General features: G+C 68.7%; 19 protein-coding genes and 1 pseudogene. 10 read left to right on the forward strand and 10 right to left on the reverse strand.

The window, feature by feature from the left end; genetic code table 11:
* Positions 1-84: 84 nt before the first annotated feature.
* Positions 85-432, forward strand: coding sequence for a hypothetical protein (locus tag ACYQ6W_RS19305; protein ID WP_459677617.1), 348 nt, complete (start codon positions 85-87; stop codon positions 430-432).
* Here ACYQ6W_RS19305 and ACYQ6W_RS19310 read toward each other — a convergent pair.
* From ACYQ6W_RS19310 to ACYQ6W_RS19325, 4 genes are read right to left on the reverse strand one after another with little or no spacing between them, the layout of a single operon-like run.
* Positions 410-1165, reverse strand: coding sequence for a gamma-glutamylcyclotransferase (locus tag ACYQ6W_RS19310; protein ID WP_459677618.1), 756 nt, complete (start codon positions 1163-1165; stop codon positions 410-412). The genes ACYQ6W_RS19305 and ACYQ6W_RS19310 overlap by 23 nt on opposite strands.
* Positions 1166-1215: 50 nt before the next feature.
* A complete protein-coding gene (locus tag ACYQ6W_RS19315; RefSeq protein WP_459677620.1) occupies positions 1216-1521 on the reverse strand; it encodes a chorismate mutase in 306 nt (101 codons plus the stop codon).
* Positions 1522-1524: 3 nt separating this feature from the next.
* Positions 1525-2073, reverse strand: coding sequence for a histidine phosphatase family protein (locus ACYQ6W_RS19320; protein ID WP_459677621.1), 549 nt, complete (start codon positions 2071-2073; stop codon positions 1525-1527).
* Between the two features lie 36 nt (positions 2074-2109).
* Positions 2110-3597, reverse strand: a complete 1488-nt coding sequence (locus tag ACYQ6W_RS19325; protein WP_459677623.1) for an aldehyde dehydrogenase — start codon at positions 3595-3597, stop codon at positions 2110-2112.
* A 204-nt stretch (positions 3598-3801) separates the two neighbouring features.
* On the opposite strand from ACYQ6W_RS19325, the gene ACYQ6W_RS19330 reads away from it, so the two are divergent.
* The 3 genes and pseudogenes from ACYQ6W_RS19330 to ACYQ6W_RS19340 all read left to right on the forward strand — a co-directional run bounded on the left by ACYQ6W_RS19330 (position 3802) and on the right by ACYQ6W_RS19340 (position 5456).
* Positions 3802-4386 (forward strand): acetate uptake transporter, encoded by a 585-nt coding sequence (locus tag ACYQ6W_RS19330; protein WP_459677624.1) that lies wholly within the window; start codon positions 3802-3804, stop codon positions 4384-4386.
* Between the two features lie 152 nt (positions 4387-4538).
* Positions 4539-5027, forward strand: a pseudogene (locus tag ACYQ6W_RS19335) (NAD(P)-dependent oxidoreductase); the annotation flags it as partial.
* A gap of 6 nt (positions 5028-5033) precedes the next feature.
* Complete coding sequence (locus tag ACYQ6W_RS19340; RefSeq protein ID WP_459677657.1) at positions 5034-5456, forward strand: NAD-binding protein; 423 nt, start codon at positions 5034-5036, stop codon at positions 5454-5456.
* A 15-nt stretch (positions 5457-5471) separates the two neighbouring features.
* Here ACYQ6W_RS19340 and ispD read toward each other — a convergent pair whose 3' ends face one another.
* The 3 genes from ispD to ACYQ6W_RS19355 form a co-directional block, all read right to left on the reverse strand.
* Positions 5472-6152, reverse strand: coding sequence for a 2-C-methyl-D-erythritol 4-phosphate cytidylyltransferase (gene ispD, locus ACYQ6W_RS19345; protein ID WP_459677625.1), 681 nt, complete (start codon positions 6150-6152; stop codon positions 5472-5474).
* Between the two features lie 101 nt (positions 6153-6253).
* Entirely contained in the window at positions 6254-6676 is a 423-nt protein-coding gene (locus ACYQ6W_RS19350) for a hypothetical protein (protein ID WP_459677626.1), read from the reverse strand.
* Between the two features lie 94 nt (positions 6677-6770).
* A complete protein-coding gene (locus tag ACYQ6W_RS19355; protein WP_459677627.1) occupies positions 6771-7439 on the reverse strand; it encodes an HAD-IA family hydrolase in 669 nt (222 codons plus the stop codon).
* Between the two features lie 328 nt (positions 7440-7767).
* Between ACYQ6W_RS19355 and pstB the strand changes: the two genes are divergently transcribed.
* The 3 genes from pstB to phoB are packed head-to-tail and all read left to right on the forward strand — an operon-like array spanning position 7768 to position 10087.
* Positions 7768-8610 carry a phosphate ABC transporter ATP-binding protein PstB gene (pstB, locus tag ACYQ6W_RS19360; protein WP_459677628.1) on the forward strand — a complete coding sequence of 281 codons (843 nt, stop codon included), beginning with the start codon at positions 7768-7770 and terminating at the stop codon, positions 8608-8610.
* A gap of 5 nt (positions 8611-8615) precedes the next feature.
* The gene (phoU, locus tag ACYQ6W_RS19365; RefSeq protein WP_459677630.1) at positions 8616-9344 is read left to right on the forward strand and encodes a phosphate signaling complex protein PhoU; all 729 of its coding nucleotides are present in this window, start codon (positions 8616-8618) and stop codon (positions 9342-9344) included.
* Between the two features lie 20 nt (positions 9345-9364).
* Positions 9365-10087 (forward strand): phosphate regulon transcriptional regulator PhoB, encoded by a 723-nt coding sequence (phoB, locus tag ACYQ6W_RS19370; protein ID WP_459677631.1) that lies wholly within the window; start codon positions 9365-9367, stop codon positions 10085-10087.
* 57 nt (positions 10088-10144) lie between these two features.
* Here phoB and ACYQ6W_RS19375 read toward each other — a convergent pair whose 3' ends face one another.
* Positions 10145-11128: an adenosine kinase gene (locus ACYQ6W_RS19375; protein ID WP_459677659.1), complete on the reverse strand. Its 984-nt coding sequence runs from the start codon at positions 11126-11128 to the stop codon at positions 10145-10147.
* Positions 11129-11471: 343 nt separating this feature from the next.
* Here ACYQ6W_RS19375 and ACYQ6W_RS19380 point away from each other — a divergent pair, with 343 nt between their 5' ends.
* Positions 11472-12029: a bactofilin family protein gene (locus ACYQ6W_RS19380; protein WP_459677633.1), complete on the forward strand. Its 558-nt coding sequence runs from the start codon at positions 11472-11474 to the stop codon at positions 12027-12029.
* Positions 12030-12208: 179 nt separating this feature from the next.
* Here the strand turns inward: ACYQ6W_RS19380 and ACYQ6W_RS19385 are convergent, their stop codons facing one another.
* Both ACYQ6W_RS19385 and recG read right to left on the reverse strand, forming a co-directional pair.
* Complete coding sequence (locus ACYQ6W_RS19385; protein ID WP_459677634.1) at positions 12209-12643, reverse strand: NUDIX hydrolase; 435 nt, start codon at positions 12641-12643, stop codon at positions 12209-12211.
* Positions 12640-14742, reverse strand: coding sequence for an ATP-dependent DNA helicase RecG (gene recG / locus ACYQ6W_RS19390; RefSeq protein ID WP_459677635.1), 2103 nt, complete (start codon positions 14740-14742; stop codon positions 12640-12642). Before recG ends, ACYQ6W_RS19385 begins: the two co-directional genes overlap by 4 nt.
* Here recG and ACYQ6W_RS19395 point away from each other — a divergent pair.
* Positions 14741-15010 (forward strand): FAD assembly factor SdhE, encoded by a 270-nt coding sequence (locus tag ACYQ6W_RS19395; protein WP_459677636.1) that lies wholly within the window; start codon positions 14741-14743, stop codon positions 15008-15010. The two genes, recG and ACYQ6W_RS19395, sit on opposite strands and share 2 nt — an antisense overlap.
* On the forward strand, positions 15007-18450 hold the full coding sequence (gene mfd / locus ACYQ6W_RS19400) for a transcription-repair coupling factor (RefSeq protein ID WP_459677638.1): 3444 nt from the start codon (positions 15007-15009) through the stop codon (positions 18448-18450). Before ACYQ6W_RS19395 ends, mfd begins: the two co-directional genes overlap by 4 nt.
* Positions 18451-18470 lie beyond the last annotated feature (20 nt).

The raw sequence follows: 18470 nt of genomic DNA on the forward strand, positions 1-18470 counted from the left end.
ACGGCGGCCGGACGATGCACCCTATTTGTGCCGTTTTAAGCCCCGTTTCGGCATCGTACACTCGGCATGCGAAACGGAGAGGGGATGACGGCAGTCATGAAGCGGATGCCAGGCTCGGCCCTCTGTGGCCTCGCGGTGGTTCTCCTGGTCTCCGCCCTCGCGCCTAGCGCGGCAGAGGCACGGTATTGCCGGAGGCCGGGCTACCCGCCCGGCTGCGTCGCGCATCCGGTGGCAACGCCCGGCGCCGGTGCGCCCGGCGTCGGCGTCGTGCCCGGGGCGGGCGCGGGTGCTCCCGGTGCCGGTGTGGCGCCACGGCCAGGGGTCGGCGCCTATGGCGCGGGGGTCACACCTGGTGTCGGCTACGGCGCGCCGGGTGCGGGCGTTCAGCCCTACAACGCCGGCGGCCCGGTCAATCGGCCGGGCTACCGCTGATCCCGCCTGAGTTCGTGCGGGCGGTGACGCGCGCGGCGATGCGGTCCAGCATCGGGTCCGACAGGCCAAGGGCGGCGAGTGCCGCGACCGTGTCGAAGAGATAGGCGGCACAGGTGCCGAGGATGCCGGAAGCGCTCGCCACCCGGTCGGCAATCTCGGCTTCGTCCAGCGCGCCCGCATAGCGGGGATAGGTGCGGTCGATGACGAAGGTGAGCGCCCGCACCGGCCCCTTGGGTGTCTCCGCCGTCACCCATTCCGCGCAATAGGCGCGGCCCGCCATCTCCCGCCGCCAGACCAGGCGCATCTCGCCGATCATCTGGGCGCGCGGGATGCGAAAGGCGACGCCGCTGCACGAGCCGCCATGATCCAGCGCCAGCATTAGGCCGGGGTTTTCGGGTGAGCCGCGGCCGAGATGCAGCCACAGGCAGTAGCTGCGGTGATAGCCGTGGATGGTCGCGACCCGCCGCTCGGCATAGTCGATGACCGGGTTCCAGATCAGCGAGCCATAGCCGAAGAGCCAGAGGTCCTCGCCCTCGGGCAGGGTGCCGAGCGTCCTGGCGAGATCCGCATCGAGCTCCGCATCGCTGGCGAAGCGCATGGCCTCCGGGGAATTGGTGCGGATGTAGCTGAGCAGAGAGCCGTCGGTCAGGTTCTCCCGGGTGATGGCATATTGCTGGCCCTCGGGCGGGGGCAGGGCGGCGGGGGCCTCGGGCGGCGCGCGGTGATCCGTCATTGGGGGAGGCTAGGGGGGTGCCCGGCCTGGGGTCAAGCCGCGCGGCCGGCTCAGCCCTGCCGGGCGGCCTCGTGATGCCGGATCACCTCGCGGATGACGAAGGTGAGGAACTTCTCGGCGAAATCGGGGTCAAGGTCGGCGGCCTGGGCCAGGCTGCGGAGGCGGGCAATCTGCTGCTCTTCCCGCGCCGGGTCGGCGGGCGGTAGATCATGCGCCGCCTTCAGCGCGCCCACCGCCTTGGTGCAGCGGAAGCGTTCCGCCAGCATATGGATCATGGCGGCGTCGATGTTGTCGATGCTGCGGCGCAGTTGCAGCAGTTCCACCATTGCCGGGCTAGAGGACGGGGTATCGGCCATGGGTCATGCCTCCTGCGACGAAACGGGAATGATGCGCACGGCGCCCAGAGCTGGCGCCGGGGCGGAAAGGTCCACCGGCCGGCCTTCGGCCAGAGCGGTGAGGATTTTCAACGGCCCGCCATGGGTGACGAGCACCTGCGCTTTACCCTGTGCCGCGATCTCCGCCCAGAGGCTAGAGACACGTGCGAGAAGATGGGCGCCGCTTTCGCCGCCGGGCGGGGCAAAGCCCAGGAGGTCGGCCGCCCAGTCATCCAGCGCCGCGCGGGGGACCTCGTCCCACACCCGGCCCTCCCAAGCGCCGAAATCCATCTCCTGCAAGCGGTCGTCCAGGCGCGGGGGCGGCGCCTGCCAAGCCGCGGCAATCGCCTCGGCGACCGCGCGGCAGCGACGGCGCGGGCTGGTCCAGATCGCAGCACCTTGCAGCGGCGCCAGGGCGGCGACCATCGGCGGGATGTCGGCGGGGTCGGCGAGCGGCAGATCGAGCGCACCGTAGCAGCGGCCGGCGCCACCCGACACGGCCGGGTGGCGCACCAAGGCGAGAGGCCAGGGCATGGGCGGAGCGGAGCGGCCGAGGCCGCCCTTTCGGGCTCAGGCCAGCTTCACCCAGGTCGACTTCGACTGCGTGTAGCTCACCACGCTGTCGAAGCACTTGTCGCGGGCGTCGCCCGACTGCTTGTAGCCACCGAAGGGCTGCGTCATGTCGCCCTCGTCGAAGCAATTGACCCAGACCGTGCCGGCTTCGACTTCCCGCGCCATGCGGTGCGCGGTGGTGAGATCGGTGGTCCAGATGCCGGCGGCGAGGCCGTAGATGGTGTCGTTCGCCACCGCGATCGCATTCTCCACGCCATCCACCGGGATGAGGGCGGCGACGGGGCCGAAGATCTCTTCCTGCGCGATGCGCATCTTGTTGTTGACGCCGGTGAAGAGCGTCGGCGCGACATAGGCGCCCTTTTCCAGCCCCTGCGGCACGTTGCCGCCGAAGGCGAGGGAGGCGCGGTCCTCGTTCTTGCCGATGTCGATGTAGTTGAGCACGCGCTTCTGGTGCTCGAAGGTGACGAGCGGGCCCATGTTCGTGCTTTCCAGCAAGGGATCGGCCGGCTGCCAGGCTTCGGCTTCGCGCATGAAGCTGAACAGGAACTCGTCGTGGATCTTCTTGTCGATGAGCAGGCGCGAACCCGCGTTACAGACCTCGCCCATGTTGTTGTAGATGCCCCAGGCCGCGGTCTTGGCGATGGCGCCGACGTTGCGATTGTCGCCGAGGATGATCTGCGGCGTCTTGCCGCCGCATTCCAGCGCGACCTTCTTCATGTTGGACTGGCCGGCATAGACCAGCATGAGCTTGCCGATTTCGGTGGAGCCGGTGAAGCTGACCTTCGCGACGTCCATGTGCAGGGCGAGGGCGCGGCCGGTGATCTCCCCGGGGCCATTGACGACGTTGAAGACGCCCGGCGGGCCGCCGGCCTCGACGAAGAGGCGGGCGAGATGCACGGCGGAGAGCGGGGATTGTTCGGCGGGTTTGAGGATGACGGAATTGCCGGCGGCAAGCGCCGGCGCGATCTTCCACACCGCCATCAGCAGCGGATAGTTCCAGGGGACGATGCAGCCGACCACGCCCAAAGGCTCGCGCGTCGTGTAATGCAGCACGTTCGCCGGGCTCGCCGTCGTCGTGCCGGTGATCTTGTCGATGCATTCGGCGGAAAAGCGGATGGTGTGGGCGGCCGAGGGCACGTCGATCGTCACCATGTCGTTGATCGGCTTGCCCATGTCGAGCGTGTCGAGCAGGGCGAGAAGCTCGACTTCCTTTTCGATGAGATCGGCGAAGCGATACATCACCGCCATGCGGTCCCGCGGGTCCATGCGCGACCAGCTGCCGCTTTTGAAAGCTTTCAGGCCATCGGCGACGGCGCGGTCCACGTCGGCTTCCGTCGCGATCCCGATGGCGGCGAGCACCTGGCCGTTGGCGGGGTTGATGGTTTCGAAATGGCCGCCGCTCATCTCGGCCATCGCGCCACCGATGAAGGACCGCGTCTCGAAGGTGAGGGCGGCCGCTTTCTCGTGCCAGCTCGGGCTCGTCATGGGTCTCTCCATCCTGGGGTGTGTGGCGCCGAGCCTATCACGGCTGCCGGGTGCGGGAAGGGGGCGAAAACAGTCCGAATACTGGAAACGATACGAATCTTTCATCGGCGCGCAGCACGGGTGTAGGATTCGCCCGCGGCGGAGATTCTGCCGCCCAATCAAAGCGATCCCGGGCGCAGGCATTCGGGACGATGGGAGAACGACATGAACAAGCTTGCCAATCCGGCGCCCCTCGGGCTCGTGGGCTTTGCGCTCACCACCTGGATGCTCAGCATGGTCAATGCCGGCTGGTATCCGGCGACCAGCGTGCCGATGGTGCTGGCGCTGGCCTTCGCCTTCGGCGGCACGGCACAATTCGTCGCGGGCGTTCTGGAACTGCCGCGCGGCAATACCTTCGGCTTCGTCGCCTTCTGCTCCTACGGCGCCTTCTGGTGGTCCTTCGCCCTCTTCGTGCTGTTCTTCGAGGCCAAGGTGCCGCCCGCCTTCGTCGGCTGGTATCTCTTCATGTGGGGCGTCTTCACCTTCTACATGTGGATCGGCAGCCAGGCGCTCACCCGGGCCGTCTCTTACATCTTCCTCGCCCTCTGGATCACCTTCCTGCTGCTCGCGCTGGGGGCCTGGGGCATCGGTGCCGCCCACATGATCGGCGGCTATGCCGGCCTCGTCACCGCGATCCTCGCTTTCTACGTCTCGGCGGCGGAGGTGATCAACGAGACCCATGGCCGCATCGTCCTGCCGCTCGGCAACCGGCTGGCGCCGGGTGACGTGCGGGCCGCCCAAGTCATCTGATGCAGGTCGTCTGATCCGGACGGAGGGGTGATTTGACTTGCGGGGCATTTGCCCCGCAGGTGATGGACCGACCGGCTGATCGCGCGGGATGACCCGGCGCCAGGCAAGGCGCCGGGTCAACTGCGTCTGGGGGCCGAGGATCAGGCAAGAAGAGAAAGAGGGCGGCTTTGACCAAGGAACGAGTGGGATTTATCGGCCTCGGCCATATGGGCCGCGGCATGGCGCGCAACATTCTGCGTAAGGGCTGGCCGCTCGTGGTGATGGGCCATCGCAACCGCGGCCCGATTGAGGAACTGGTGGCCGAGGGTGCCACGGAAGTGACGAGCGCGCGGGCGATGGCCGAAGCCGCCGACGTCGTGGTCCTCTGCGTCACTGGCTCGCCCGAAGTCTCGGCGGTGGTGGAGGGGCCGGAGGGCCTGGCCTCCGCCGGGCGGCCGCTGGTGATCATCGACTGCTCGACCTCTGACCCCGCGCAGACCATGGCGCTCGCCGCGCGCCTGGCCGAGCGCGGCATCACCCTGATCGACGCGCCGCTCAGCCGCACGCCGAAGGAGGCCGAGGCGGGCACGCTGGACGTGATGGTGGGGGGCGCCGAGGACGTCGTGGCGCGGGTGCGGCCGATCATCGATTGTTTCGCCGGCCGCGTGGTGCAGACCGGCCCCACCGGCACCGGCCACACCATGAAGCTGCTGAACAACTTCCTGTCCATGGGCTATGCCGCGCTCTATGCCGAAGCCCTGGCGCTGGGTGCCAAGGCGGGCCTCACGCCGCAGGTCTTCGACCAGGTGATCCGCGGCGGGCGGATGGACAGCGCCTTCTACCAGACCTTCATGAAATATGTGCTGGAGCGGGACCGCAACGCCCATCTCTTCGCCATCCGCAACGCGCTGAAGGACATGACCTATCTCGCGGGTTTTGCCGCGGCGACCCAGTTCGCGAATCCGATGGGGGCGGCGGTGCGCAATTCCTTCGCGGCCGCCGTGGGCGCGGGGCGAGGCGAGGACTACGTGCCGATGCTGTCGGACTTCATCGCCGAGGCGAACGGCGTGTCACTGGTGGAGAAGGGCTGAGGCAGGGTCAGCCCCTCACTCGTCGCCCCTGAGATGCCGTTCGGCACGACGGAGGTCCGCCTCCGTCGTGATCTTGAAGGCGTCTTCGGAGCCCTGGACGATGGCGACGGGGATGCCGAGTGCCTCGGCGACCGAGGCGTCATCCGTCACCGGCGGTAGATCCCGCCGTTCGGCGACCCGGCGGTGCGCCTCCAGGATCACCGGAAAATGGAAGGCCTGCGGCGTCTGCGCCCGCCACAGCACGGCGCGGTCGATGGTCGCCGTGATGATGCCGCCCTCCGCCCGCTTGATCGTGTCGAAGACCGGCATGGCCGCGATCGCCGCAGGGCCTGCATCGAGCGCGCCGATGGCGGCAGAAATCGTCTCGGCGGTCACGAACGGCCGCACGCCGTCATGGATCAGCACGCGATCGGGCGCCGCATCCCCCGCGAGCGCTTCCAGCCCCAGGCGCACCGAGGCATCGCGCGTTGCGCCGCCGATGATGGGCGGCAGCAGGGACAGGCCGCGCACGGCCTCCTCATAGAGCGCCCCGTCCTCGGCATGGATGACGACGGCGACGTCGGTGACGGCGGGGTGGCGGAGGAAGGCTTCGGCCGTGTGGCGCAGCACGGCGGTGCCGCCCAGCCGGCGATATTGCTTGGGGGCGCCTGGCCCCATCCGGGTGCCGCGCCCGGCGCAAACGATCAGCGCGGTCACTCTCATCCTGCTCGGCCCTTCTCCTGGCGCCGCTGGGCGGCGTGCCGCCGCTCATGGACCGGACGCGGCCAGGGCTCAAGCCCTGGCGGCGAAGAGCCGCGTTACTGCGCCGTGCCGTAGCTGCGGTCGCCGGTGGAATCCGAGCAGTAGCAGCCCGAGCCTGGGGCGCGCGCGACCGTCATGGCGCAGGACATGGTGGGCGTGATGCAGCTCCGCGCCGCGGCCGTCGCGCTCTGCGGCTGCGGCGGGAAATAGGGCGCGGGCGGCGCCGGATAGACCACGGCCGGCGGGGCATAGACCACGGGGGGTGGCGCGTAATAGACGGGCGGCGGCGCCACCACCACCGGCGGCGGGTAGACCACCGGGGGCGGTCCCCAATAGGCGGGCCCCGGCCCCGCGACCCAGACGCCGCCGCGCCACCAGGCATGAGCCGGGGTCGCGCTCAGCGTCAGGCAGGCGAGCAGGGCCGTCGCGCCCGCCGCGCTCGCGGCGAGCATGCGCTTGCTCCGAATGGCTGCGATCATGAAGCGTCCTCCTGCGCATGTTATGCCGCCGAACTATGCGCCCAATCTCATGACCAAATCGAGGCGAGGCGGCATCGGGACTCAGGCGCGGCCCTCAGACGTGGGTGAGGTGCAGCACGCCGTCCTGATGGGTGACGCGGAGGCCGGAGAGATCCGGCACCCAGAGTTCTCCCTTGCGGTCCAGCCCTTCGGCCGACTGGGTGGAGGCGACGGCGACGATCTGCGCCCCGGCGGCGCGGCCGGCGGCGAGGCCGGCATCGGCATCCTCGAAGACGATGCAGTCCCGCGGGTCGAGGCCGAGCCCTGCGGCGCCGAGCTGATAGCAGCGCGGGTCGGGCTTGCCGCGCTCCACCGACTCGGCGGTGATGAAGACGCGGGGAATCGGCAGGCCGCAGGCGGCGAGGCGTGTGCGCGCCAGCGCTTCGTCGGCCGAGGTGACGACGGCCCAGGACTCCGCCGGCAGAGAGGCGATGAGCGCCCGGGCGCCGGCGATTTCCAGCAGACCCTCGGTATCCAGCCGCTCCGCGTCTTCCAGCTTGCGCGCCTCGGCCTCGATGTCGAGGATGCCTTTGCCGAACATGGCGATGGTCTCGACCGCGCGGCGGCCATGGGCGACGGGCATCAGCCCGTGCACGTCCAGCCCTTGGGTCGCAGCCCAAGCGCCCCAGACGCGCTCCACCACCGGGCCCGAATCGACCAGCGTCCCGTCCATGTCGAAGAGGAAGCCGCGCGCCGTCAGAGTCCGTCCCGCTTCAAACCGCATGCCGTGTTCCGATCATTCCTGGCCTGCCGTGGCCGGCGGGCGCCTTTCCTCCAGGCTCTACCGGCCTCCCGGCGGATGCGCAAACGTGATCTGGGAATACGTCTGTGATGCGCGGCAAAGACTGCGTGAGCGGCCGGCCCGGCGCCGGGTGCCATGGAAGGGTCATGGAAAGGGATGCTGCGGCCGTGCTTTTTATGGCAAAACGGGGCCGCACCCTGGGGTGTGACGCAAGACCGTCATGAAAGCTTAACGGACTTCCCATGGTTCCGCCGGGGTAGCTCCGCTATGTGCGCGCTTGATCCAGGCGGGATCGGTAAGGATTCGGTCAATGTCCATGGAAAGTAATGTCGAGATGCCGGTGACTGAGCAGATAAGACCGACCGCGAACAACCTCGCCGCAACCACCAATGCACAGCAGCGGACCCGCATCGCGATCCGCGACCTGAATTTCTACTATGGCGAAAATCACGCCCTCAAGAACATCAATCTGAGCGTGGATGAGCGCCGGGTGCTGGCCATGATCGGGCCCTCCGGCTGCGGCAAGTCCACGCTGCTGCGGGTGATCAACCGCATGTACGACCTCTACCCCGGCCAGCGGGCGGTGGGCGAGGTGATGATGGACGACATGAACATCGTCGGCGAGAAGATCGACCTCAACCTCCTGCGCCGGCGGGTCGGCATGGTCTTCCAGAAGCCGACGCCCTTCCAGATGTCGATCTACGACAACATCGCCTTCGGCGTGCGCCTGCACGAGAAGCTCTCCCGCGCCGAGATGGACGAGCGGGTGCAGTGGTCGCTGAGCCGCGCGGCGCTGTGGGACGAGGTGAAGGATCGTCTGAAGGCGCCCGCCACCGGCATGTCCGGCGGTCAGCAGCAGCGCCTCTGCATCGCGCGCTCCATCGCCATTCGCCCCGAAGTGCTGCTGCTCGACGAGCCGACCAGCGCGCTCGACCCCATCAGCACGCTGAAGGTCGAGGAGCTGATCGACGAGCTGAAGAAGGACTTCACCATCGTCATCGTCACCCACAACATGCAGCAGGCAGCCCGCTGCGCGGATCGCGTGGCCTTCTTCTATCTCGGCGAGCTGGTGGAGGTGGATGCGGCCGCCTCGATGTTCACCAATCCCAAGGAGCGGCGGACGCAGGAATACATCACCGGTCGGTTCGGGTGAGCCCCATGGACCGCAACGAGACCGAAAGCGAGCACATCGTGAAGAGCTACGAGCAGGAGCTGGGGCGCCTCAAGGGCTTGCTCACGCAGATGGGCGGCATGGTGGAGGCGCAGGCTGCCAATGCGACGCGCGCCGTGCTGGAGCATAATGCGACGGCCGCCGGCTTCGCCGTGCAGGACGATCTGGCCGTGGATGCTCTGGAGCGCGACATCAGCGATTTCGCCATCCGGCTCCTGGCGCTCCGCCAACCCGTCGCCTCCGACCTGCGGCTCATCGTCTCCTCCCTCAAGATCGCCGGCGACCTCGAGCGGATCGGTGATTATGCGGCGAACGTCGCCAAGCGCAGCCTGGTGCTGAACGAGATCGCCGTGCCCTTCTCGATGAGCGGCATCGCCCATATGTGCCGCCTGGTGCAGGAAAACCTCAAATCGACGGTCGACGCCATCGGTGAGAACAATGGCGAGCGGGCGGTCGAGGTGTGGCGGTCCGACAGCGCCATCGACGACGTCTATTCCGCGATCTTCCGCGAGCAGATCACCTATATGATGGAAGACCCGCGCAACATCACGCCCTGCACGCATCTGCTGTTCATGGCGAAGAACCTGGAACGCATGGGCGACCATGCGACCAACATCGCCGAGACGGTCTATTACGCCATTACCGGCCAGACGATGCCCGCCAACCGCCCCAAGGGCGAAAGCAGCTTCGCGCCGAGCCGCCCGGTGGGCGGCTGATCTTTCAAGGAAAGACAGACGTGGGTCCTGACAGCGTTTCCTCCCTCTCCAACAAGCCGCTCGTCCTCATCGTCGAGGATGAGGCCGCGCTGATGACCATGCTGCGCTACAATCTCGAAAAGCAGGGCTTTCGCGTGGAGGAAGCGGGCGACGGCGAAGAAGCGCTGAGCCGCATCAACGAAGTGAAGCCCGACATGGTGCTGCTCGACTGGATGCTGCCGCATCTGTCGGGCATCGAGGTGTGCCGCCAGATCCGCCGGCGCCCCGCGACGCGCGAACTGCCGGTGATCATGATCACGGCACGGAGCGAAGACCAGGATGCGGTGCGCGGTCTGAACACCGGCGCCGACGACTACGTGACGAAGCCCTTCAGCACCGAGGCGCTGGTCGCGCGGATGCGGGCACTGATGCGCCGCTCCAACACCGTGCCGGCCAAGGGCGAGCTGCGCTTCCACGACATCGTGCTGGATCTCTCGGCCCATCGCATCATGCGCAACGGCCGGCAGCTGCACCTCGGCCCCACCGAATACCGCCTGATGGAATACCTCATGCAGCGCCCGCGCCGCGTCTTCTCGCGCGAGGAACTGCTGGACGCGATCTGGGGCCCCTCGATCCATGTCGAGCCCCGCACCGTCGACGTGCATATCCGCCGGCTGCGCAAGGCGATCAACGGCCCGGGCGAGCTGGATGTGGTGCGCACCGTGCGGGCTGCCGGCTACGCGCTGGATACCGAGAACACCTGACGTATCGTCCGGTCGCACGCGGATCCGGGCGGGTGGGCCTCGGCCCACCCTCTAAGTTCAGCCGCGCAGGTAGGAGAGGTCGCCTGGCGGACGCGCGCCCATGCGGCTGATGGTCTCGGCGGCCGCCCGGCTGCCCCAGCGTCCGCAAGTCGCGAGATCCTTGCCCGCCGTCAGTGCCGTCATGAAGCCCGCGGCATAGGCGTCGCCCGCGCCCGTCGTGTCCACCACCGTCGTTGGCACCGGCGCGATTTCGACGCGCTCATCGCCGCGGAAGATCACGCTGCCGCCGGAGCCGCGCGTCAGCGCCGCGATGTCCACCTGGCCGCGCACGGCCTCGGCGGCGGCGTCGAAATCGGCGAGCCCGGTGAGGGCCGCGAGTTCCTGTTCATTGGCGAAGAGAATGTCCACATGGTCGCGCACCATGGTCTGGAAGGCCTCGAGATTGCGCTCCACGCAGAGGAAGTCGGAGAGGCTGATGGCGACCTTCCGGCCGGCGGCATGGGCGATCTCCGCGGCCTGGCGGCTCGCCTGCGCCGATTCGGGCACGTAGAAGAGGAAGCCTTCGAGATAGCTGATGGCACTGTCCCCGATCAGCGCATGGTCGAGATGGTGGGGCGCGAGCGTGCTGGAGACGCCGAGGAAGGTGTTCATGGTGCGCTGGCCGTCCGGCGTCACCAGGATGAGGCAGCGCGCGGTGGGCGCCGTGCCACTGGCCGGCGGCGTCGCGTAATGGACTCCCGAGCCGCGGATGTCGTGGCGGAAGATGCTGCCGAATTCGTCATCCGCGACGACGCCGATGAAGGCGGCGCGGGCGCCCATCTGGCCGGCGACGGCGGCGGTATTGGCGACCGACCCGCCGCTCGTCTGCACCGCGGGCGGCATCTCGGCATAGAGCACGTCGGTCCGCGCCGCGTCGATCAACTCCATGGCGCCTTTGATCATGCCCTGATCGGCCAGGAAGCCATCCTCGACCTCAGCCAGGATGTCCACAATGGCATTGCCGATGCTCAAGATGTCGAAGCGAGGGGATGTCATGCGGATTCCTGTGCGAAGTCTCTGAAATTCGGCCCATCCGGTAGCAGTGGCCTCGGCCGCTGGCAAACCTCGGCTAGCATCCAGGGGTTTAACAAAAGGAACACCTTGGGTTGTTCACGGCACTAAGTTCATGATAGGCCCGCGACTTCGCCAAGGCAGGGACGAGACGAACGTGTTCAAGCGCCGCAGCACAAAACCAGAAGACGACCTCAAGCCTGCCGGGGGACTGCCCCTCGGCGCCGGACTGAAAACGCAGCCCCAGGGTGCGGCTCCGGCCAAGCCTGCCGATACTGGCCTCGGCGTTCCGCCCTTCCGCCCCGCTCCGCCCAAGGACAAGGACCCTTCCGACATGGCTCGACCGCCCTTCGCTCCGAATCCGTCCAACAGCGTCCCCAGCATGCCGCCGGCCCCGGCGCGCGCGCCGGCCGCGATGGCACCGGGCCGCGCCCCCGGCGCGACCGAAGGTGGCGAGCGCCGCACCCTGGTCGTCGGCCGCGGCATCAGCGTGCAGGGCACGATCACCGATGCCGAGCGCCTGGTGGTGGAAGGCACGGTGGAAGCCAGCATGATCCACGCCGCCGAACTCGCCGTCATTCAGGGCGGCGTCTTCAAGGGTGAAGTCGAGGTCGAGGAAGCCGAGATCGCCGGCACCATCGATGGCGTCGTCACCGCCCGCACCAGCCTGGTCGTGCGTGCCACCGGCCGTGTGCTGGGCCGCGCCCGCTGCCGCCGCCTGCAGGTGGAGGATGGTGGCCAGATCACCGGCCAGATCGAAATGCTGACCGACAACCCGGCGCCTTCCGCCACCGCGACGCCGGCCCCCGGCGTGGCCCCGGCGCCCGCGCCGGCCCCGCCGATTACCCCGACCTCCGATCTCGACCGTCCGGCCGCCCCGAACGAGGTCTGATCGCCGCACGGCGGTCAGATTTCTACGGAATGAACGTCATGCCCGGCCTGGCCGGCCGCGCTTCATGCCGGGCATCCACCCGTCTGGGCGCTGCAGCGGGTAGGTCCCCGGGTCAAGCGCGGCTGGCCAAGCCCGGCGATGACTGCAGGAACTGTGCTTCAATCAAAACCTCACCACCCCTAAACGCCCAAGGCGCGCCGCGCGAGGCCGATGATGCGATGCGCCTCGCTCCATAGATCGTAGCGCGCGAGATCGCCGAGATCCGCCCAGGTGACCTCCGCAGCGTCCGAGAGCGCCTGCGGCTCGCCGCCTTCCCACAGCCCCGCGAAGTCGAGAATGGTGTAGTGGTAGCGCACGCGGCCGGCCTCGTCCCGGTCGATGCTGTCCACGGTGCCGGCGAGCACCAGAGGGCCGACGGTGAGGCCCGTCTCCTCCCGCAGTTCCCGCCTCGCGGCCTCTTCCGCCGTCTCGCCCAGCTCCTGGCCGCCGCCGGGCAGGCCCCAGGCGCCCAGCATCGGCGCGCGGCCGCGCCGGATCAGCAGCACCTCCTGCGGCGGACGCAGCAGCACGATGCCGATGCCGACGATGGGGCGCGCGGGATATTCCCGGCTCATCCGGCGTGGATCAGACGCACGCTGTCCTCCTTGTCGAAAAGCCGCAGCAGCAGGTCCGCCGCACGCCCCCGCGGGCTCTGCAGCGTGGGGTCGCGGTCCAGCAGCATGTCCGCGTCCTTGTGCGCCGTGAAGCGCAGCTGGTCCTGGTCCGGCACGTCCGCCACGCGGTAGCCGGGCAGGCCGGATTGCTTGGTGCCGGTGATGTCGCCCGCGCCGCGCATGCGAAAATCGGCATCGGCGATGATGAAGCCGTCCTGGGTTTCGCGCATCAGGCTCAAGCGTTCCTGCGCCACCTGGCTCAGCCCATCCTCGTGCAGCAGCAGGCAGAAGCTATCGGCGGCACCCCGGCCCACCCGCCCACGCAGCTGGTGCAACTGGGCGAGACCGAAGCGCTCGGCATGTTCGATCACCATCACCGTCGCCTCCGGCACGTCGACGCCGACTTCGACGACAGTTGTCGCCACCAGCAGGCGGGTACGGCCGGCCGCGAAGTCGGCCAGCGCCTGCTCTCGTGCGGCCGCATCCTGCTGGCCATGGGCGAGGCCGACCTGGCCGGGGAAGCGGCGGTCCAGGAGCGCGAAGCGGTCTTCCGCGGCGGCGAGGTCCACCGCCTCGCTCTCCGAGACCAGCGGGCAGACCCAATAGATGCGGGCGCCGCCGGCAAGCGCGCGTTCAAGGCCACCCAGCACCTGGCCGAGCGCGCCGAGCCCATGCAGCGTCGTGCGGATGGCGCCGCGGCCGCGCGGCTTCTCGGTGAGCTGGCTCACCTCCATCTCGCCATATTGGGTGAGACGCAGCGAGCGGGGGATGGGCGTCGCCGTCATCACCAGCACGTCCGTCGCGTCGCCCTTGGCGCCGAGGCTCACGCGCTGCTCCACCCCGAAGCGGTGCTGCTCGTCGATCACCGCGAGGCCGAGGTCGCGGAAGGCGACCGCCTTCTGAAAAAGCGCATGCGTGCCCACGACGAGGGGCAGGGCGCCGGAGGCCAGCCCCTCCAGCACCTGGCGCCGCGCAGCCGTCGGCATGGAGCCGGTGAGCAGGCCGACCGGCACGGGGGAGAGGGCGGAGAGGGTGCGGAAATGCTGCTGCACGAGAATTTCGGTGGGCGCCATCAGCGCCGCCTGGGTGCCGGCCTCCGCGGCACGCAGCATGGCGAGCAGTGCCACCAGCGTCTTGCCCGAGCCGACGTCGCCCTGCAGCAGCCGCAGCATCGGCCGGGGAGCAGCAAGATCCGCGTCGATTTCGGCCAGCGCTCGGGTCTGCGACGGCGTCGGCGGAAAGCCGAAACGGGCCAGCGCCTCGGCACGCAGATGGCCGTCGCCCGTCAGAGATCGGCCCGGGCGCCGCTTCCAGGCGATGCGCCGCAGGCCGAGGGCGAGTTGCTCGGCGAGCAATTCGTCATAGGCGAGGCGTGTGCGGGCCAAGTCACGGCCCGCGGCATCCAGCTCCGGCGCCTGCACGCGACGCAGTGCGGTTGAGAAATCCGGCCAGCGCCGGTGCGTGACGAGGGAGGGCTCGATCCATTCCGGAAAGGCGGGCAGGCGGGCCAGCGCCCCGCTCATCGCCTTGCCCACCACGCGGTTGGTGACGCCGGCGGTGAGTGGCCAGATCGGCTCGATCTCCGGCATCTCGCCGGCGCGGGCCAGTGGCAGCACGTAGTCCGGATGCGGCAGAGTCAGCGTATCGCCGAAGCGGTCGAGCTTGCCCGAGACGATGAGCCGGGCGCCGACCGGCATCTGCGAGAGGCGGGACTGATGGAACAGCACGATCTCGGCGAAGTGCGTGCCGTCCGTCACGATCGCCCGCCAGGGCTGGGACTTGCCGCGCGGCTGCTCGTGCCGCACCACCTCCACCTCGACCGTGATGATGCCGCCTGGCCGCGCCTGGGCCAGCTTCGGCCGCTCCCGCCGGTCCAGATAGGTGTCCGGCATGTGCAGCAGCAGGTCGCGGATCTGTGGGCCGGCCAGCCGTGTCAGCCCCTCGGCTAGCCGCGGCCCTATGCCGGGCAGGAGGGTCAGCGGCGCGCGCAGGGCGGAGAGAGGATCGGGCGTCAAAGGCTGACTCTTCGGCGGCAGGTGACTATAGCTCGCATCCGCCATGAGTGAATCTGTTCCTGATCTCGATCCGCGCCGCCGGCGCCTCCTCTTCCGGGCCACCCATCGCGGCACGCATGAGCTCGACCTTCTGATCGGCGGCTTCGTGTCATCCCGGCTCACCACCTTCACGGAGGACGAGCTGACGGAGATCGAGCGACTCCTCGACCTGCCCGAGCCCGATCTGGCCGACTGGCTGACCGGGCGTCAACCCGTGCCCGCGGCGGTGGATCACCCGCTGCTGCAGGCGATGATTGCGGCGGCCGGCCGATGAGCCGCCTCACCGTCTATGGCGCGCCGGAAGGCTGGGACGCCGCGCTGCTGGTGCGGCGCGCACTGGAGGCCGATGGACCGGTCATTCATGTCGCGAAGGACGACCAGCGCATGGCGCGGATGGCGGAGGCTCTGGCCTTCTTCGCCCCCGAGCTGACGCAGCTGCGCTTTCCCGCCTGGGACTGTCTGCCCTACGACCGCATCTCCCCCAATGCCGCCATCGTCTCCGAACGCATCGCGACGCTCGCGACCCTTGCGGCGGGCGGGCTGCGCCGCGGCGTCGTGCTCACCACCGTCAACGCCTTCGTGCAGCGCGTGCCGCCGCGCGCCATGTTTCAGGGCACCAGCCTGACGCTGAAGCCCGGCGCCACCGTGCAGCCGGAGAAGCTCGCGACCTTCCTCGAAGCCCATGGCTATGCCCGCACCGGCACGGTGATGGAGCCCGGCGAATTTGCGATCCGCGGTGGCATCATCGATCTCTTCCCGGCGGGCGAGAGCGACCCCGTGCGTCTCGACCTCTTCGGTGACGTGATCGAGACGATGCGCCGTTTCGACACCGACAGCCAGCGGAGCGGCGAGGCGGCCGCCGCGATCAGCCTGCATCCCGTTTCCGAAGTGCCGCTCGATCCCGATTCGGTCAGCCGCTTCCGCACGGAATGGCGCGAGATGTTCGGCCAGGCCGCGACCGAGGACCCGCTCTATCTCTCGATCTCCGAGCGCCGCCGCCATCCCGGCATGGAGCATTGGGTGCCGCTGTTCCATGAGGCGATGGAAACCCTGGTCGATTACGTGCCGCAGGCGACCGTCGCGCTCGACCATCAGGCGGAGGAGGTCCTGGCCTCCCGCCTCGAACTCATCGCCGACCATTACGACGCCCGCCGCGTGCCGCCGCGGGATGGCGAGACGCCCTATCGGCCCATCCCGGCCGAACGCCTCTATCTCGATGCCGAGGCCTGGGCGGCCATGCTGGCCCAGGTGCAGAGCTTCGCCTTCAGCCCCTTTGCGCGGCCCGATGGCGCGGCCGGGGTGGATGGCGGCGGCCGCCCAGCCCCGCTCTTTGCCCCCGGCGGAGACATGCAGGCCGATGTCTATGACCGGCTGCGCGACCAGGCCGCGGCCTGGACCGCAGAGAAGAAGCGCCTCGTCATCGCCGCCTGGACGGATGGCTCGCGCGAGCGGCTGGGCGCGCTGCTGCGCGAGCATGGCTTCGACCAGTTGCAGATGGCGGCCAACGCCGATGCCGTGCGCAAGCTGCCGCCCTCGGCCATCGCCCTCGTCACGCTTGGTCTGGAGCGCGGCTTCATCGGTGACCGCATGGCCGTCGTCGGTGAGCAGGACCTGCTGGGCCGGCGCCTGGCCCGCCCGCCACGGAGGCGGAAACGCGCCGACCAGTTCATCGCGGAAGCGACCGACATCGCCGAGGGCGATCTGGTGGTGCATGAGGATCACGGCATCGGCCGCTATGACGGGCTGGTGACGATCCGCGTCAACGACGCGCCGCATGATTGCCTGCGCATCATCTATGACGGCGAGCACAAGCTGTTCCTGCCCGTCGAGAACATCGAGATGCTGTCACGCTTCGGCTCAGAGACGGCAGGCGTGCAGCTCGACAAGCTGGGCGGCGCGTCCTGGCAGAACCGCAAGGCCAAGGCGAAGGTCCGCATTCGCGACATGGCGGCCGGGCTCATCCGCATCGCGGCCGCCCGGCGGCTGCAGGAGGCGCCCAGCCTCGCCCCACCGGAAGGGTTGTGGGACGAGTTCTGCGCCAAATTCCCCTTCGTCGAGACGGAGGATCAGTCCCGCGCCATCGCCGACGTGCTGGAGGACATGGCCTCCGGCCGGCCGATGGACCGGCTGATCTGCGGCGATGTCGGCTTCGGCAAGACGGAAGTCGCCTTGCGGGCTGCCTTCGTGGCCGCGATGACCGGCGCGCAGGTCGCCGTCGTCGTGCCGACGACGCTGCTGGCGCGGCAGCATTTCCGCAGCTTCTCGGCGCGCTTCGCGGGGCTCCCCATCAAGGTGGCCCAGCTCTCCCGCATGGTGACGGCGAAGGAAGCGACGGCGGTCAAGGCCGGCATTGCCGATGGCACCATCAACATCGTCGTCGGCACGCATGCCTTGCTTGCCAAGTCCATCACCTTCGCCGATCTCGGTCTCGTCATCGTTGACGAGGAGCAGCATTTCGGCGTCGCCCACAAGGAACGTCTGAAGTCGCTCAAATCGGACGTGCATGTGCTGACGCTGACGGCGACGCCCATTCCTCGCACGCTGCAACTGGCGCTGACGGGCGTGCGCGAGATGAGCATCATCGCGACGCCGCCCGTGGACCGTCTGGCCGTGCGCACCTTCATCATGCCCTTCGACAGCCTCGTCATTCGCGAGGCGATCCAGCGGGAGCGCTTCCGCGGTGGGCAGATCTTCTGCGTCTGTCCGCGTCTCGAAGATCTCGAGCGCGTCGGCAATCGTCTGCGCGAAATCGTGCCTGACCTGCGGATCGTCGAAGCCCATGGCCGCCTGTCCTCCACCGACCTCGAGCGCGTGATGACGGAGTTCGGTGACGGCAAGTATGATGTTCTGCTCTCCACCAACATCGTGGAAAGCGGGCTCGACATGCCTGCAGTGAACACCTTGATCATTCATCGGGCCGACATGTTCGGCCTCGGCCAGCTCTATCAGCTGCGCGGGCGTGTCGGCCGCGGCAAGCAGCGTGGCTACGCCTACCTCACCTGGCCCGCGAACTTCCGCCTCTCCGCCGCCGCGGAAAAGCGGCTGGACGTGATGCAGACGCTGGATACGCTGGGCGCCGGCTTTACGCTCGCCAGCCACGATCTCGATATTCGTGGTGCGGGCAATCTGCTGGGCGACGAGCAGTCCGGTCATATCCGCGAAGTCGGCATCGAACTCTATCAGCAGATGCTGGAAGATGCGGTGGCGGATCTGCGCGCCGAGCGCGGGCGGAAGAGCCGGGCGGCCGAGCGCGACTGGACGCCGACGATTCAGCTCGGCCTGCCGGTGCTTATCCCGGAGACCTATGTGCGCGATCTGCCCGTGCGCCTCGGCCTCTATCGCCGCATCGGCGGCCTGACCTCGGTGGAGGAGACCGAGGCGATGGCAGCGGAACTCGTGGACCGCTTTGGCCCGCTGCCTGAGGAGGTGGACAATCTGCTGCAGGTGATGACGCTCAAGCGGATCTGCCGCGAGGCCGGAGTGGAGAAGCTCGACGCGGGACCCAAGGGCATGGTGCTGAGCTTCCGCGGCAATGCCTTCGCCAACCCGGCCGGGCTCATCCCCTGGATCGCCTCCCGCAGCGGCGCGATCAAGCTGCGGCCGGACCATAAGCTGGTGGTGGTGGGCGACATGGACATCGGCCGCCGCATCCGGCTTGCGAAGGACATCCTCGGGAATCTCGCGCGCATCGCGGGCCAGGCAAAGGCGGCCTGAGGGACGGGGGCGCCGCGCGC

Source organism: Acidisoma sp. 7E03 (assembly GCF_054665075.1).

What these genes read in the sequence shown, in the direction of transcription:
- ACYQ6W_RS19305 (WP_459677617.1), top strand. Translation starts at nt 85, where the DNA reads ATGACGGCAGTCATGAAGCGGATGCCAGGCTCGGCCCTCTGTGGCCTC.
- ACYQ6W_RS19310 (WP_459677618.1), bottom strand. Translation starts at nt 1,165, where the DNA reads ATGACGGATCACCGCGCGCCGCCCGAGGCCCCCGCCGCCCTGCCCCCG.
- ACYQ6W_RS19315 (WP_459677620.1), bottom strand. Translation starts at nt 1,521, where the DNA reads ATGGCCGATACCCCGTCCTCTAGCCCGGCAATGGTGGAACTGCTGCAA.
- ACYQ6W_RS19320 (WP_459677621.1), bottom strand. Translation starts at nt 2,073, where the DNA reads ATGCCCTGGCCTCTCGCCTTGGTGCGCCACCCGGCCGTGTCGGGTGGC.
- ACYQ6W_RS19325 (WP_459677623.1), bottom strand. Translation starts at nt 3,597, where the DNA reads ATGACGAGCCCGAGCTGGCACGAGAAAGCGGCCGCCCTCACCTTCGAG.
- ACYQ6W_RS19330 (WP_459677624.1), top strand. Translation starts at nt 3,802, where the DNA reads ATGAACAAGCTTGCCAATCCGGCGCCCCTCGGGCTCGTGGGCTTTGCG.
- ACYQ6W_RS19350 (WP_459677626.1), bottom strand. Translation starts at nt 6,676, where the DNA reads ATGATCGCAGCCATTCGGAGCAAGCGCATGCTCGCCGCGAGCGCGGCG.
- ACYQ6W_RS19355 (WP_459677627.1), bottom strand. Translation starts at nt 7,439, where the DNA reads ATGCGGTTTGAAGCGGGACGGACTCTGACGGCGCGCGGCTTCCTCTTC.
- pstB (WP_459677628.1), top strand. Translation starts at nt 7,768, where the DNA reads ATGTCCATGGAAAGTAATGTCGAGATGCCGGTGACTGAGCAGATAAGA.
- phoU (WP_459677630.1), top strand. Translation starts at nt 8,616, where the DNA reads ATGGACCGCAACGAGACCGAAAGCGAGCACATCGTGAAGAGCTACGAG.
- ACYQ6W_RS19380 (WP_459677633.1), top strand. Translation starts at nt 11,472, where the DNA reads ATGGCTCGACCGCCCTTCGCTCCGAATCCGTCCAACAGCGTCCCCAGC.
- ACYQ6W_RS19385 (WP_459677634.1), bottom strand. Translation starts at nt 12,643, where the DNA reads ATGAGCCGGGAATATCCCGCGCGCCCCATCGTCGGCATCGGCATCGTG.
- ACYQ6W_RS19395 (WP_459677636.1), top strand. Translation starts at nt 14,741, where the DNA reads ATGAGTGAATCTGTTCCTGATCTCGATCCGCGCCGCCGGCGCCTCCTC.
- recG (WP_459677635.1), bottom strand. Translation starts at nt 14,742, where the DNA reads ATGGCGGATGCGAGCTATAGTCACCTGCCGCCGAAGAGTCAGCCTTTG.
- mfd (WP_459677638.1), top strand. Translation starts at nt 15,007, where the DNA reads ATGAGCCGCCTCACCGTCTATGGCGCGCCGGAAGGCTGGGACGCCGCG.